At 47.0% G+C, this 17,127-nt stretch carries 8 protein-coding genes; all 8 read left to right on the top strand.

The annotated features are described in order from the left end of the window. The first annotated feature begins 275 nt into the window (after window positions 1-275). A complete protein-coding gene (locus I2D56_RS01355) occupies window positions 276-7,148 on the top strand; it encodes an Ig-like domain-containing protein (RefSeq protein ID WP_195347803.1) in 6,873 nt (2,290 codons plus the stop codon). 105 nt (window positions 7,149-7,253) lie between these two features. After that, complete coding sequence (locus I2D56_RS01350; RefSeq protein WP_195347802.1) at window positions 7,254-10,943, top strand: alpha-L-fucosidase; 3,690 nt, start codon at window positions 7,254-7,256, stop codon at window positions 10,941-10,943. A gap of 230 nt (window positions 10,944-11,173) precedes the next feature. Continuing rightward, window positions 11,174-11,632: a CtsR family transcriptional regulator gene (locus tag I2D56_RS01345; RefSeq protein WP_195324223.1), complete on the top strand. Its 459-nt coding sequence runs from the start codon at window positions 11,174-11,176 to the stop codon at window positions 11,630-11,632. A 7-nt stretch (window positions 11,633-11,639) separates the two neighbouring features. Next, window positions 11,640-14,069, top strand: a complete 2,430-nt coding sequence (locus tag I2D56_RS01340; RefSeq protein ID WP_195347801.1) for an ATP-dependent Clp protease ATP-binding subunit — start codon at window positions 11,640-11,642, stop codon at window positions 14,067-14,069. Between the two features lie 11 nt (window positions 14,070-14,080). Beyond that, window positions 14,081-14,569, top strand: coding sequence for an ECF transporter S component (locus tag I2D56_RS01335; RefSeq protein WP_195347800.1), 489 nt, complete (start codon window positions 14,081-14,083; stop codon window positions 14,567-14,569). Beyond that, window positions 14,550-14,954, top strand: coding sequence for a DUF4430 domain-containing protein (locus tag I2D56_RS01330; RefSeq protein ID WP_195347799.1), 405 nt, complete (start codon window positions 14,550-14,552; stop codon window positions 14,952-14,954). The genes I2D56_RS01335 and I2D56_RS01330 overlap by 20 nt, the downstream gene beginning before the upstream one ends. A gap of 163 nt (window positions 14,955-15,117) precedes the next feature. After that, window positions 15,118-15,861 (top strand): hypothetical protein, encoded by a 744-nt coding sequence (locus tag I2D56_RS01325; RefSeq protein ID WP_195347798.1) that lies wholly within the window; start codon window positions 15,118-15,120, stop codon window positions 15,859-15,861. Window positions 15,862-16,063: 202 nt separating this feature from the next. Then, a complete protein-coding gene (locus tag I2D56_RS01320) occupies window positions 16,064-17,122 on the top strand; it encodes an AAA family ATPase (RefSeq protein ID WP_195347797.1) in 1,059 nt (352 codons plus the stop codon). The last annotated feature ends 5 nt before the right edge of the window (window positions 17,123-17,127 follow it).

Below are 17,127 nucleotides of genomic sequence, written 5' to 3'. Positions count from 1 at the left end.
GAGGGGGATCGTTAATACTGAATGATGGATGTCATCCCTATCTTCTTGATCCATTTCTCGTATCTGAAAGAGCTTTAGTATCCCTACATTCCTATTTTATGCTTATAAGAATCTGTTCGACAAAGTATAGTTCTTTTAGTACAAACTATATATTCTTTGCATGTTCTCTTGTTAAAGGCTCAACTTTTGGTATAGTTAAAATGTAGAGTTTCTTTATTTGCAAACGCATTTTAGAAAGCGCTTACATTTTAAAAAGTCCCAAGAGGAGGTTAAATATGGGAAAGTCTTTTTTTGAAAAGCGCAGTGTATTTAGTATTCGCAAGCTCGCGGTTGGAGCTTGTTCTGTATTAATCGGTGTATCTTTTTTTGGAGCTCCATCTGTCTTAGCTGAAGAAGAAGGAAGAGCTGTAACAGAAGAGGAGATGACAGCCACAAGGGAAGCGTCAGAGGTGACGAATGGAGAAGTTGGGACAAGTGATAAAGCATCAACAACCTTAGAGGCGCCTGCTGTGATTACTCCTGAAAAGAATGAGAGCGAAATCGAAAAGCCACAGGGGGAACCTCAAACAAGTGAACGTTCTGCTGGGGCTACTGAAGAGGCTACCAAGGATCAAAAACAAGTAGCGGAGGACATGGTGCAAGATCGCGAACGAGACTTTAACAAGGACTGGTATTTCAAGTTAAACGCAGCTCCTGGTGCAGAAGGGCGTCAAGTGGATGTCAAGGATTGGAAAAAATTAGATTTGCCACACGATTGGTCAATCTTTTTTGACTTCGATCACAATTCTCCGGCTCAAAATGAAGGGGGACAATTAAACGGTGGGGATGCTTGGTATCGCAAGACCTTCCGTTTGGAAGACAAGGACCTGGATAAGAAGGTGCGTTTGGAATTTGGTGGAGTTTACATGGATTCCAAAGTCTATGTAAACGGACAATTTGTGGGTCATTATCCAAATGGCTACAATGCCTTTTCTTACGATATTACCCCTTATTTGAATGCGGATGGAAGTGAAAACACCATCGCGGTTCATGTGGTCAACCAACAGCCAAGTAGTCGTTGGTATTCTGGAAGTGGGATTTATCGTGATGTCAAACTCAGTGTGACGGATAAGGTCCATGTAGCTAAGTATGGGACCACCATCACGAGTCCAAAATTAGAAGAACAACAGAATGGGGCAGTCGATACTCTTGTGAAGAGTCGTATTGTCAACCAAGATGATCAAGCCCACAGTGTGTATGCGGAATACGAAATCGTCGATCAAAATGGTCAAGTGGTCAGTGAAAAGGTGCGCAGTGAAGTGCAATCCGTTTTGGCTGGTCAAGAGATCAACCTGTCTCATACTCTTCATGTTGAAAAACCGACCCTCTGGGATGTCAAAACCAATAACCCAGCCCTTTATACTCTGTATACACGGGTCTATCGGGATTCGCAATTGGTAGATGTGCAAAAGGAACGCTTTGGTTATCGCTATCTCAACTGGACACCAGAAGGTGGCTTCTTCCTTAACGGAGCGGCTACGAAATTCCACGGTGTTTCCCTTCACCATGATCATGGGGCCCTCGGAGCTGAGGAAAATTACAAGGCTGAATACCGCCGTCTCAAACAGATGAAGGACATGGGGGTCAATGCCATCCGGACGACCCACAACCCAGCGAGTGAACAAACCTTGCAAATTGCGGCCGAGTTGGGCTTGATGGTCCAAGAAGAAGCCTTTGATACCTGGTATGGTGGCAAAAAGCAATACGATTACGGTCGATTCTTTGAAAAGGATGCAACACATCCAGAAGCTCGTAAAGGGGATAAGTGGTCTGATTATGACCTCCGGACCATGGTAGAGCGAGGCAAGAACAATCCTTCTATTGTGATGTGGTCAATCGGTAACGAAGTCGGTGAAGCAGATGGATCTGATAAGTCTGTCGCAACCGTTCGTCGTCTGGTCAAGACCATCAAGGAAGTGGATGCAACCCGCTATGTCACCATGGGAGCTGATAAATTCCGCTTTGGTGATGGATCAGGAGGGCATGAAAAGGTAGCGGCAGAGCTCGATGCAGTTGGATTTAACTATTCAGAGGCCAACTATGAAAGCCTACGCGCTAAACACCCAAACTGGCTCATTTATGGTTCTGAAACCTCTTCTGCAACGCGGACACGGGGCTCTTACTATCATCCTGAAAGAGAATGGGTCGGAAGCAACCAAGAAGACCGCCACTATGAACAATCAGACTACGGCAATGACCGGGTTGGTTGGGGTCGGACAGCGACAGCCTCTTGGACCTTTGACCGCGATCATGCCGGCTATGCAGGGCAATTTATCTGGACAGGTACCGACTATATCGGTGAGCCAACACCATGGCACAACCAAAATGACACACCTGTGAAAAGTTCTTATTTCGGTATTGTCGATACTGCCGGCCTTCCGAAGAATGATTTTTACCTGTACCAAAGTCAATGGCTGTCAGCTGAGAAACATCCAATGGTCCATCTCTTACCGCATTGGAACTGGGAAAATCCAGAATTGGCCAATCGTGTCATGGATGAAGAAGGTCGGATCCCTGTTCGTGCCTTCTCCAATGCCCACAGTGTGGAATTGATTGTCAATGGGGAATCACAAGGGGTCAAGACCTTTACCAAGAAGACTACAGCAGATGGCCGGACCTACCAAGAAGGGGCAAATCCGGATGAACTCTATCTAGAATGGTTGGTTCCTTATGTGCCAGGTAAGGTGGAAGCTATTGCCCGCAACGAAGCAGGCGAAGTGATTGCCCGCGATCAAATAGAAACAGCTGGGAAGCCAGCCGGTGTTCGCCTGCTGAAAGAAGAACACGCCATTGCAGCAGACGGCAAGGATCTGACCTATATTACCTATGAAATCGTCGATGAAGCAGGCCGTGTCGTGCCAACTGCCAATAATTTGGTGCATTTCCATCTGCATGGACAAGGCCAAATTGTCGGCGTCGACAACGGGGAACAAGCCAGCCGTGAACGCTACAAAGCACAGGAAGATGGCTCATGGCAACGTCGGGCCTTTAACGGCAAAGGGGTGGTCATTGTCAAATCAACTGAGCAAGCAGGATCCTTTACTCTTTATGCTGATTCAGACCGCTTGCAATCAGACCAAGTCAGTCTCTTTACAGGTAAGAAGGACCAGGAAGAACGCTCTATCTTGGGAGTAGAACCGGTTCGGACACAAGTTTACTTAGGTGAAGTACCTGAGCTTCCAAGTCGCGTATCTGTCGTCTATAACGATGGCATGGCCCAAGAAGAAGCCGTTGAATGGGATGCGGCAGACTTTAGTCGTGCTGGGCAAGTTCGTGTGACCGGTCATGTTCAAGGACGGACGGTCGAGGCACTGGTCGATGTAATCGGTGTGGAACAAGTTCTTCCGGTCATCAAACAAATCCCGCAGGGAGCGGATCTAGCAACTGTGGATAAGGCTGTGCAATTGGTCTTTACAGATGGCCGGACAGTTAGCTATGAAGTTGATCAATGGACCTTGGAAGCTGGTCAAGAAGATCAGTTGTCCACACCAGGTGCTCGCTTGAAGGCGACAGGTCTCCTAGGCAATGGGGAAACGGTCCAAGCGACGCTAGTGGTTGCAGGAGGAGATGTAGCCAAGGCTAAGAAACCAACGGTTCAGCTAGATGGAGTAGCTCTTCCAAAATTTGGTAGTGGCAACCATACCATTTTCCGTTCCCTCGCTTATGGGCAAGAGCCAGGTCAAGTCACAGCAAGTGCAGAAAATGCCCAAGTGACGGTCCTACAAGCTAGCCGTGAGAATGGTTTGAAAGCTCAAATCTATGTTACCGCTAAGGATACGGGAGCTGTCCAGACCTATGTGGTCCAATTCCAAGAAGAAAGTCCACAGATCCAGCGCCTAGAATTGCGTCTGCCAGAAGGGCAAGAACTCAAGGAAGACCAAACAGTACCACTTGAAGTCATTGCTCATTACCAAGATGGTAGCCAGGCAAGTCTCAAAGCAGATCAAATCGATGTGAAGACAAGAGCTGGCAGTCAAGGAAAAGCGGTCGCAAGCAAGAAAGGTTTGGAACTGCGAGAAGCAGGATTGGTTCATTTACAAGCTAGCTTCCAAGGACAAACGGGAGAAGTCACCTTTACCATCACGCCAAATCCTGAAGAAAAGACGGTTGTCAAGGTGCGTCCTGTACGGATCAGCACCGATCGAAACGTTTTGCCAGCTCTTCCAGAGACCGTCTTGGTCGAGTATGATAAGGGATTCCCGAAAGAAAAACGTGTGACCTGGGATACCGTGACAGCAGATCAAGTCAAGGATTACCATAGCTTTACAGTCACAGGTCATGTAGAGGGTGTGGAAAAAGAAGCCCAAGCTCAAGTCACCGTTGAAGGCATTATCGCTGTAGAAGAAGTCAGCACGACAACGCCAGTTGGTGAAAAACCAGCCCTTCCAGAAAGCGTGCGGACTTATCACTCCAATGGCAAGACCTATGCTGCCAAGGTGGCCTGGGATGCGGTCGATCCGCAACTCTTGGCCCAAGAAGGAGAAGTTGTCATAGCAGGCCGTGTAGAAGGAACCAACCTTCCAACACGTCTTCATATTCGTGTTTCTAGCACCACAGTCAAGGGAGCCAATGTAGCTGAGCAATGGACAGGATCAGTCTTGCCACTCGCTTTTGCAAGTGACTCTAACGATGCGGATCCAGTTGCTAAGGTCAATGATAAGGTCATCTCCTTTACCGATGCTCCAGCTAACCGTTGGACCAACTGGGGCCGTGACAATGCGGAAGATTCTGTTGGTATCTTGTTTGGGGATTCTGGTATCTTGACCAAGCGAGCAGTGGACAACCTCCATGTTGGTTTCCACGAAGACCACGGCGTTGGGGCTCCAAGTGAATATGTGATTGAGTACTATACAGGGGAACAAATCCCAACTGTTCCAAGCAATCCAAATCGCGTCAAAGACGAAACAGACCATCCATTTAACAATCCAGCCAACTGGAAAGAAGTCAGCAACCTAACCGTTGAAGAACCGGTAGCAGCTGGCAAGATGAATCATTTCAGTTTTGATAAAGTCGACACCTATGCTGTTCGTATCCGTATGAAGACACCAGAAGGCAAACGTGGAAGCTCTATTTCAGAGATTCAGGTATTTGCCAATAAGGTTGCGGCAGAAGAAAAGAGCCAGGTGACCATTCGTGTCAACGGTGAGGTTTTACCAGGAGTTAATCCAAGTGTGACCGATTACTACATCGATGCGCGTGATCGGGCTTATCCACAAGTGGAAGCGACAGCTAGCCATCACGGTCTTGCAACGGTTGTGCCAAGCGTCCATGAAGGTGAGCCAATCCGTGTCATCCATAAAGCGGAAGATGGTACCATCTTACAAGAATACCATCTCCATCTCACAAGCGATGCAGAAAAACTGAAACAAGCTGTTCCAGTAGCAGTAGAAGCAGGCAGACGTTTTGTGAAAGTCGGTCAAGATCTAGTTCTACCATCTACAGTAGGTGTCTACTTTAAAGGGGACACAGGTTATGAACGCAAGGAACTGACGGTGGACTGGCAGGCTATCCCAGCTGATGCACTTTCTCATGAAGGCAGCTTCACGTTAGAAGGAAAAGTCCTCGGCTATGATCTGACAGCTCAGCTGACCGTTCGGGTGTCAGAAAAGACAGGAGAAATCCTCTCTGTGAACCGTGACTACAATGCAGAGGATACCAGAGCATTTGCTAGTGAAACCAACGATCTCGATCCAAATCAAATCGACTATATCGATTACATCAATGATGGTGGCTACAACGAGTACTACCGTTGGACCAACTGGAAGAGAGAGCCAGATCAAACAGAAGTGTTTGCTGGTCTCATCTTCAAGAAAAATGGTCAAGTAACAGAGCGCTTAGTCAATAAAGTAGCGGTCGACTTCTTTGCAGATCAGGAAACAGGTCTGCCAACGAAAACGGTTCTTGAACGCTATATTGGTCCAGACTTTGATGTCCCAGATGATTACGGCAATTTGAAGAATCTTCCAGATCATCCATTTAACCAGGCCTCTAACTGGGAAGAAATCCCGTATAGCTTGGATTATGCCTTTGAGCCTGGTTATATCTCTAACCTCAGCTTCAACGAAACCAGAACGAAAGCCATCCGTTTAAGAATGGTCCGTGATGAAAATCTTAAAGGAATTGGAATCATTGAATTGAGCACCTATGCCCCAACAGAAGAGGCCCAGGCAACAACTGATGTTACGATCCAAGTGAATGGCAAAGACCTAGAAGGTTTTAAACCAGATGTGACAGATTATCATCTAGAGTATGAGGGAGAACGTCCAATCGTTTCAGCACAAGGCAAGAATGGAACAGCCGTTACGGTCATCGATGCTAAAAGTGCCAATGCTCCGGTTCTTGTCAAGGTTGTCTCAGAAGATGGCAAGCTAGAAACAGTATATCAACTTTCTCTATCCGCAAAAGCACCTACAGGCTCAGCCATTCCTGAAGAAGGGGTTAAGAATCTGGTCCATACCAAACCAGAGTTGGTGATTGAGCCAGAAGAGATGGACTTTGAACGCTTAGAACGTCCAAATGCGGAACTTCCAAAAGGAGAGAAACGTGTGGTTCAAGAAGGTCAAAAAGGCCGCAAATTGCGCTTGGTGGAAGTTTCTCAAGAAAATGGTGTGGAAAGCCGGAAGAAACTGGATGCCTTTGTAGAGCTAGATCCAGTGGCAGAAATCACAGAGGTGGGCACGAAAGAAGTACTTCCAGACACTCCACAACCAGAGCCACAGCCAGAACCTCAGCCACAACCAGAGCCACAACCGCAACCACAGCCAGAGCCGCAACCACAGCCACAGCCAGAGCCGCAACCACGGCCAGAGCCACAACCGCTTCCGAACCCAGAACATCCTCATGGCTCAGAAGGACCAGTAGCTACCCCAACTCCTCAAACATCTCTTGAGGTCAAAGCAGTGCGTCAGGAAGGGACAGATGCAGCAGGGAAGGAAGTCGAGAAAACAGCTCAAACGCCAGCAGTTTCAGCAACTTCAGTTTCCGAAGGTAGATTACCAAATACAGGAACGGAAGAAAGCGTCGCAAGCCTTGTGGCAGGTCTCTTAGCAGCAGGTCTTGCCGGTGCTGTGCTGGATGATCAGAAAAAAAGAGCCGATAAGGCCAAGTAAAAAGCTGGATAAGCCAGCAACTATACGGTGAAAAGTTCACAGGTAACAGAAAGAGGATGGGGAAAGTCTCCACCCTCTTTACCTGATGACATAAAGGAATGGAATATGGGAAAAAGATTAGTTGATAAGAGAAATCGATTTGGCATTCGCAAGCTCTCAGTAGGCGTCTGCTCGGTAGTCGTAGCGACTTGTTTTTTAGGAGTGACTACCAGTTACGCAGAGGAACAAGCTGAGAATAGTGAACCGCGTGAAGAACGGGTTGAAACGAGCAATGCAGGGGATCAAGGAAAGGAGGAGAAAACTGTGAACGAGCACCAAGAAGAATCTGAACAGTCCTCATCAGCTATTAGTGAGAAAGAAAATCGCGCAGTTAGCCAAGGGACAGAAGCAAGCCAACCAGCCACTTCTCTAGATGAGGAGCCTGAGATTGCGGATTATGGACCACCTCCAAGCAAGGCTCAGATGCAATACCACCGCGAAGAACTAGCAGCTTTCATCCACTTTGGGATGAATACTTACTACGATCGTGAGTGGGGAGATGGGCAAGAAGACCCTTATTATTTCTATCCAGAGCATCTGGATACCGATCAGTGGATCAAAACCCTGAAAGACGCGGGCTTCAAACGAACCATCATGGTCGTCAAGCACCACGATGGCTTCCTCTTGTACCCATCCAAATACACCGACCATACCATTGCCAAAAGTGGCTGGAAGGATGGAAAAGGTGATGTCCTAGCCGAGGTTTCTGCTTCTGCCAGCAAGTATGACATGGATATGGGGGTCTACCTCTCGCCTTGGGATGCTCACAGCCCGCTCTACCATGTGGATACAGAGGACCAATACAACGAATACTATCTCAACCAGCTCAAAGAAATCCTTGAAGATCCAAAATATGGTAACAAGGGCAAGTTCGTAGAAGTCTGGATGGATGGAGCGCGGGGCGATGGGGCTCAAAAAGTCACCTATACCTTCGACAAGTGGTTTGATGTCATTCGTAAGGCCCAAGGGGACATTGCCATCTTCTCGGCTGAGCCCACCAATGTTCGTTGGATCGGAAATGAGAAGGGGATCGCTGGAGATCCAGTTTGGCATAAGGTCAATCCAGATAAGATTCGTAACAATCCATCTAATAGTTACCTCAATCACGGGGATCCAGAAGGGAAGCAATACTCAGTGGGAGAAGCGGATGTTTCTATTCGCTCCGGCTGGTTCTACCATGACAACCAAGAGCCTAAGTCCTTGCGCGAATTGATGGACATTTACTTCAAATCGGTCGGCCGTGGAACCCCGCTTTTGCTTAATATTCCACCGAATCAAGATGGGAAATTTGCGGATGCCGATGTGGCCCGTTTGAAAGAATTCCGCCAGACTTTGGACCAACTCTACAGTGTGGACTATGCGGCAGGAGCTTTGGTCGAAGCTGACTCGACACGACGCAATGCTCATTATTCAGCCAGCCATTTGACAGATGGCGATGAAAAGACCAGTTGGGCACCTGCAGATGATGCCAAAACCGGCTCTTTTGTGCTCGATCTTGGAAAAGAGCAACACTTTGATGTAGTAGAGCTCAAAGAAACCATCGAGAAAGGCCAACGGATTTCTGGCTTCACCATCGATGTGGCTGTAAATGGTCAATGGGTTCCTTTTGGAGCTGGCTCAACCGTAGGATACCGCCGTTTGATCAAAGGGCAACCAGTTGATAGTCGCTATATCCGGGTGTCCATCACCGATGCCCAAGCCACTCCAATCTTGAACGGTGTCTCTGTCTATAAGACCCCAGCTAGCATCGAAGAAACCGATGGTTACCCGCTTGGTTTGACTTATCATTCTGACCGGACTGCTGACCGGGCCAATAGCCAATGGAATGAAGAGGGAGAAGGCGTCCGAGGCACCTCTATGTGGACCAAGGAAAAAGGAGCTTCGGTGACCTATCAGTTTGAAGGTACCAAGGCCTATGTGGTCGCTACTGTCGACCCTGGTCATGGGGAAATGGATGTCTCTGTCGATGGCCAAAAGCTAGCGACCGTCAATACCCAAAGCCCAAGCCGCAAACGCAGCCAAAAGGTCTATGAAACACCGGACTTGGCAGCAGGATCCCACACCTTGACCTTGGTCAATAGCAAGGGAGATGCGATCGCAACGGAAGGGATTTATTCCCTCAATAACCAAGAAAAGGGTCTCTTTGAGTTTGCTCAGCCAACCCTAGCTGTTAAGAAAGGCGACCCAGCGCAAGTCGTCGTCAAGAGAAAAGGTGGCTCTAAAGGAAGTGCCAGTCTCAAATTGATCACAGAACCAGGAACAGGGGTTCATGGCAAGGTCTACAAAGATACCAATGTCACCCTTGAGTTCGCAGATGGAGAGACGGAAAAAACAGTCCAAGTTCCAACTCTTGATTTTGCAGGAAAAGCGACCGATGTCTATGACTTTAAGGTCAAATTGTTGCATCCGGATCAGGGAAGCCTGGTCGGCTTTATTCCAGAACTGACAGTCCAAGTGATGAACGAGGACCTGCTTCCAGAAAATCGCAAAGAAGTAGATGACCAAGATCCAAAACTGCATTACAGTGAGGGTTGGCAGCACGAGACAGACAATCCAAACTTCTCAAATGGCACAGAATCTTGGTCTAGCTTTAACCAAGTGACCAATGAGGAGGGCAAGAAACACATTGAAGTGACCATTACCTTTAAGGGCACAGGTGTGGAGGTTCGAGGAGTGGTTGATCCAAGTCATGGGCTCTACAGCGTCACCCTGGATGGAAAAGAAATGACCTTCGAAGAAGGTCGGGGCCATGATTATGAGATCGAAGGCGATCATTATTTCAGTGGCTACGGAGACCAACGCAAGCTCGACCAGAGTTTGGTCAATCTACAAGGTCTAGCAAAAGGCTACCACCAGCTACGCCTGCATCTGGATCCGGCCCTCAATGATCCTCAGTCGTCCAGAGCTATCCAGGTCGACCGATTTGTCCTCTCAGGGAAAGATAGTCAGTTGCTCAGTCAAGAAGAGCTGCAACAGATCATCAGAGAAGGAGTAGAAAAGATTAAGGCTACTTCTCTCGATCGCTTGAAAGCAGACCTCAAACCGACGGTTCAAGGACAATTGACGGACTTGACTCAGTTGTTGAATCAAGAGCGACCAGATTTGGTTGCTGCAGCTAATCAAGTGGAAGCCCTTGAAACCATCTTAGGAGATGCTCACAATTATGAACCGCTGACGCAGACACGACCAGAAGAAGGTGTTCGGGATTTGATTCTTGAAAAACCAGAACTTCTCATCGAAGCGGAGGAGATTCCATTTGAGAGTCAAACACGTGAGAACAAGGACTTGGCCAAGGGCGAAAGCCGGATCCTTCAAGCAGGGAAGGTCGGACGCCGATTGAAATTGATTGAGGTTCGACAAGAAGAAGGCAAAGAAATTCGGACAGAAGTCGATGCCTTTGTCGAAGTGGAAGCTCAGGACCAGATCACAGAAGTCGGGACGAAGGAAGTAGAAGAAGCTCCTATTATTCCGGATGTGCCGCTACCAACAAGTCCTAGTGAAGACTCACAAGAAACGAAACCGTTCCTTCCTCCAGAAGACAAAAAAGGAAGTGGAATTGCTCCAATTTTGAAACCAACGGCTTCGAAAGAGACTCCTCCTTCTCCTGTGGTAGAAGCCGTAAATCCAGACCCTGTGCAGTCCCAAGAAAAACTGCCACAGACAGGATCAGAGAAGGCAAGTTTCTTAGCTTGGATCGGACTACTCGGCTTAGGCTTCTTAGGCGGAAGAGTGAAATACGCTCGTCGGAAATCCTAAAGTCCCTTCTACAAGAGGTTAGCAATAGCTATCCTCTTTTTTTGCCTCCTTCTGGCTACCAACAAGGGTCTTCAGATTCCATCTCGACGTAGTCTTTGCTTTATTTACAGGCGTAAAAATTGTATAATAGTCAGATAAGGTCAAGAATGACATCATGGATGATGAGACCATTTTTGATCCTCTGAAAAGCAGAGAGCTTATCTAGAATGAAAAGGTTAGAAAGGAGCATCATGGCAAGTAAAAATACATCAGATAGCATTGAGGCCTATATCAAGTCGCTACTGGCCCAAGCAGGCATCGCAGAGCTCAAGAGAAGCGAATTAGCGGATGTCTTCCAAGTTGTTCCTAGTCAAATCAATTATGTGATCAAGACCCGCTTCACCGAAAGTCGAGGCTATATCGTAGAGAGCAAGCGTGGAGGTGGCGGTTATATCCGGATTGGCAAGGTCCAATTTTCAGACCAACACCAGATGCTAAAAGAGCTTGGCGCAAGCATCGGAGAACAAATCAGTCAGACTGTTTTTGGTGATATTCTCCAGATGCTATTTGAAGAAAAAGTCCTTACAAAGAGAGAAGCAGAGCTTTTGTCAGTGACGACGACAGACGAGGTCCTGGGAAGTGAAGCCCATTGCCTACGAGCCAATATCCTACGAAAAATTATCCAACAAGTCGATAGAAAGGGAATGTAATCTCCTTATGAACTATTCAAAAGCCTTATTAGAAACGATTGAAGCCGCTCAAATCTTGGCGGGTCATTTTGAGTCCCAAACGCTAGATACCTGGCATATCCTAGTGGCCCTAGCCAATAATCCTTATAGTGTAGCTGGTTCTGTCTTAAGTGACTATCCTATGCAGATTGATGATTTTCAAGATGCGGCGGAGCACATTACGGGTCAAGTCTACCAGAGGGATGGCCGCTATGAGGTGTTTCCTTTTTCTTTCCGTGTCGAAGAAATCATGAAACGTTCCCAAGAGATTGCCCAGGCAGTCCATGCCAAAAGTCTTGGAACAGAGCATGTCCTCTTGGCGCTTCTATTAGAGCGGGGGACCTTGGCTTCTCAAGTATTGGAATATGTCGGCTTCCGCTATGATGATCAGGAAGAGGGCATTAAAATCGTCGAGCTTCGGAAGAGCTTGGAGCAACGAGCAGGTTGGGACAAGGAAGCTGTCAAGGCCATTCGTTCGCTCTATCGAGCCCAGCAACCCAATCGTCAAACCATGGGAAATATGATGGGCATGCCAGCCTCTACCAGCGGTGGTTTGGAAGACTACACCCGAGATTTGACAGAAATGGCTCGCAATGGCAGTTTGGAACCGGTGATTGGTCGGGGTCAAGAAATCTCGCGGATGATTCAGATTTTGAGCCGTAAAACAAAAAATAACCCAGTTCTGGTCGGGGATGCCGGTGTCGGAAAGACCGCTCTAGCCTTGGGCTTGGCTCAACGGATTGCCAGCGGAGATGTCCCGACGGAACTGGCTAAAATGCGGGTCCTAGAATTGGACTTGATGAATGTTGTCGCAGGGACGCGGTTCCGTGGAGATTTTGAAGAGCGGATGAACAACATCATCAATGATATCGAAGAAGATGGCCATGTCATCCTCTTCATTGATGAGCTCCATACCATTATGGGCTCTGGCTCTGGGATTGACTCCACCTTGGATGCTGCCAATATCTTGAAGCCAGCCTTGGCTCGCGGGACCCTACGGACCGTAGGAGCCACTACGCAAGAAGAATACCAAAAACACATTGAAAAAGACGCTGCTCTGTCACGCCGCTTTGCTAAGGTCTTGATTGAGCAACCCTCAGTTGCAGATAGCATTGCGATTTTGCAAGGGCTCAAGAAGACCTATGAACGTCACCACCGTGTCCATATTACGGATGAGGCCATCGAGACAGCTGTTGTCTATGCCAATCGTTATTTGACCAGTCGCCTCTTACCTGACTCCGCCATTGACCTCTTGGATGAGGCGGCAGCGACCGTGCAAAACAAGGGGCCTCAAGCCGGTCTTCAGTCCGACTTGACAGCTGCCGATCAAGCCTTGCTCAAGGGGCAGTGGAAAAAAGTTGCTCAGTTGCTAAAAGAAGATGCCAGTCCAAAAGGCTACCAGCTAGAAGTTAAGGAAGAGGATATCCTGAAGACGCTCAGTCAATTGTCAGGCATTCCTGTGGAGAAACTAACCCAAACAGCAGCTAAGAAATACCTTGAATTGGAAGCAGAACTTCATAAGCGCGTGATCGGTCAGGATCAGGCTGTCTCAAGTATCAGCCGAGCCATTCGCCGTAATCAGTCGGGAATTCGGTCTCATAAACGGCCAATTGGCTCCTTCCTCTTCCTCGGTCCCACTGGGGTCGGGAAGACTGAGCTGGCGAAGGCGCTGGCTGAAGTCCTCTTTGATGACGAGTCCGCTTTGATCCGCTTTGATATGAGTGAATACATGGAGAAATTTGCAGCCAGTCGTCTCAACGGTGCCCCTCCAGGCTATGTCGGTTATGAAGAAGGGGGCGAGTTGACGGAAAAAGTCCGCAACAAACCATATTCAGTCCTCTTGTTTGATGAGGTGGAAAAAGCCCATCCAGATATCTTTAACGTTCTCTTGCAAGTCTTGGATGACGGTGTCTTGACCGACAGCAAGGGACGCAAGGTAGATTTCTCCAATACCATTATTATCATGACCTCAAACTTGGGAGCTACCGCTTTACGAGATGATAAGACGGTTGGCTTTGGAGCTAAGGATATTCGCTTTGACCAAGCCAATATGGAGAAACGCATCTTCGAAGAGTTGAAGAAGACCTATCGACCAGAGTTTATCAACCGGATTGATGAGAAGGTTGTCTTCCATAGCTTGACCAGTGACCAAATGCATGAGATTGTCAAGATTATGGTGAAACCCTTGGTTCAATCTCTAGCAGAGAAAGGCATTACTCTGAAATTCCAAGCGTCTGCCCTTAAATGGCTGGCGACTCACGGATATGATCCAGAGATGGGAGCGCGTCCTTTGCGCCGAACCATCCAGACCCAGGTGGAAGACTACTTGGCAGAGATCCTCTTGAGAGGAGAAGTGGCTGAAGGGCAAACCCTCAAGGTAGGTGTCAAGTCTGGTCAGCTTAACTTCACGATTGACTAGGAGGATATGCAGTGCCTCTCAAACGCTTGACCCGAATCACCCTCTTAGCAGCCCTCTGTGTGGTGCTGAGACAAGCCTTTGCCTTCTTGCCCAATGTCCAACCCATTAGTGCCATTTTCTTTTTACTGGTGCTATTTGAAGACTGGCAATTTGCCTTTTTGGTGATGGCGGTCACCATGTTTACCTCGGCTTTTCTCTTGGGGATGAGCCCAGTGGTGCTCGCTCAGATACTGGCCTTTGGCCTCCTCTTGACTCTTTGGCGGGGGCTTTACCGCCACTTGTCTTTGCAAGTCCAAACCCTAGTGGTCGGCATCTTATCCTTTCTCTACGGGATAGTGATTGACAGTCTTTATGCTGTCCTCTACCACATGCCTTGGTGGACCTATGCACTGGTGAATGGCTTTAGCTTTAACCTAGCCCACGCCCTTTCCACCGTCTGTTTTTACCCTCTACTTTATACAATATTTAGGAGATTCTATCATGAAAAAAACACTTTATAGCTTCTTTGCTGTCCTAACGGCTCTTGTATTGGTCAGTTGCGGACAAAGCACACCATCGACTACGAAAAACTCAGCTTCTAGCTCACAAGTAGCTAAAGAAAAACAAATTACCATTACGGTCAGTATCGTCCCTGAAGGGCAAGAAGCTCAAAGCAAGACCTTGAAGGTTGCTGAAAAAGCCAACCTGATGGAAGTCCTGAAGGCTAACTACAAGATTGAGGAGAAGAGTGGCTTCATCACCTCGATCGATGGCGTAGCTCAGGATGAAAGCAAGGGGCTCTATTGGATGTACAAGATCAATGGAGAGATGGCACCAAAAGGGGCAGCAGAAACGACTGTCCAAGATGGAGATACCATCGAATTTTATCAAGAAGTTTATCAATAAGAAAAAGAGTGAATGATTGGAGTAGAGCTCCAATCATTCACTCTTTTTTTGAAACTAGTTTCTATTTTTTATAAGTATCGTAAATCCTCTTGACTTCCCTATAGATAAATGTTACAATTGTATTACAAAATGTAACAAATGTTACAAAAGGGGAGGTATTGCCATGAAAATGAAAGGAACCTTATTTAGTCTGTCAACCCTTGCTTTAACCGCTGCTCTTCTCTTAAGCGGCTGTGGATCAGAAAAGAAAAAGGAAACCAGTCCATCTTCAACTAGTAAAATTGAGCAAGTGAAACAAAGCTCTACGAGTAAAAAAGAAGAGAAAAAGGCTACAGGCAAAACCACACAAAGCCAACAAAGCGCAGAAGTGGCAAAAACTCCTGCCATCGCTTCGAGTGAAACACAAGCGAGCCAAGAGACTCCGTCAACTCCGGTGACACCAAGAGTTCCACAAGTCAGTCAAAGCCTGGCCCCAACTCCTTCCAAAGAAACACATCCAGCAGTGACTTCAGCACCTGAAAAACCAAAACTACCTAGCTTGGAAGAAGGTCGCACGACTGCAAAAGAGCAAGCCTCTAAGACAGAGAACCCACGCTATAAAGGTGTATTAGCTTATGCCTCAGGGGATTATTCTGGAGCAATAGGTAGTTGGACCGACGGTCGCGATACAGCTGTAACAATCGGGCAAGGAGGCCAAGTGACCATACAAACTTCAGGTGGCGATGCAGTGGGCTATACGATTGGAAGCTATGAATACAACTTGGATCAAGGTCATTATCATGCTGGCTTGATTTCCGCCCAAGATGGATCTGTAGCTAGCTTGGATATAGTCGTTGGTCAAGATGGCCAACTGGCAAGTGTTCAAGTGACAGAAAAAGGCCATACGCATGCCTTGGTTCGGGAATAATGTCTTGCCACTGAGAAAATTAAAAAAATGATTGAAATCAGAGATTCAATTCTGTATAATAACATACAGAGTTGAATCTTTTTAATTTTTGTTTTACAAAATTATATTTTTTTATAAAAAGGTATTGACAGATTGAAATTATAGTTTATAATAAAATCATAAGCAAAACATGTTTTGACATTATGATAAAGGAGCCAGTTAGATGAAAGAAAGAGTGGCAGTGGTATTTGGAACGTTTGCCCCCCTTCATCAAGGGCATATTGATTTAATTCAACGGGCAAAACGCCAATGTGACCGCGTTTGTGTGATTGTCTCTGGTTACAAAGGTGACCGAGGAGAAGAAGTTGGCCTTCCTTTGCAAAAACGTTTTCGCTATATTCGAGAAGGTTTTTCAAATGATGAACTCACTCAGATTTATAAACTCGATGAGACAGAACTTCCTCGCTATCCCTTGGGATGGGAACCTTGGTTGAAAACCGCCTTAGAAACGATTCAATATGATTCTAAGAGAGAAGATTTAGTCTTCTTTGTTGGAGAGAAGACTTACCAAGAAGAACTTGAAGCGCGAGGTTTTGAAGCTCGCCTGCAGGAACGTCAATTTGGCATTTCAGGGACCCTCATCAGAGAGAACCCGAGCAAGTATTGGAAATACATTGCCCAACCCTTCCGCCGTCAGTTCACGAAGAAAGTCCTCATTATGGGGAGTGCTAGCAACGGGAAGACAACCTTGGCAAAAGATTTGGCCCGCTTCTATGATGCACCAGTGAGCTTAGAATATGCTCGCGAGTACCAGATTAGAAATAATGTACGGGATGATGAGCTGACACCAAAAGATTACTATTACCTCTTGTTGGGGCAATACGATCAGACTTCTAAATTGATTGATAGTAGCGCCAATCGAGGGCTAGTGATTGCGGATACGAATTCTCTGGTGACGAAGGGCTATTACGACTACTATATGGAAGTAGAAGGCCCAGAGACCAGTATGACGGATACTTTTGACAACCTCTTCGTCAGTATCCTAGCTAAGGAAAAATGGGATCTAATTTTATTTGTTCAACCCATTGGATCCTATGTCAATGATGGCTTCCGTGATATGACCATGGCAGATGATGAAATTCGCACCAGTTTTTCAAATCACCTGGATCACCTCCGCCACCAATACCTCTCGGATATCCCTACAGCCTATCTCGGGCAAGACTACTTGGGGAATTACGAAGAAGCAAAGCGTGTCATCGATACGATTTATCAAGCTGATTAAAGGAG

The organism is Streptococcus australis (assembly GCF_015553625.1).
GTDB lineage: Bacteria > Bacillota > Bacilli > Lactobacillales > Streptococcaceae > Streptococcus > Streptococcus australis_B.
The sequence above is the reverse complement of the archived record's forward strand: the minus strand, read 5'-3'. Positions and strand labels throughout refer to the sequence as shown.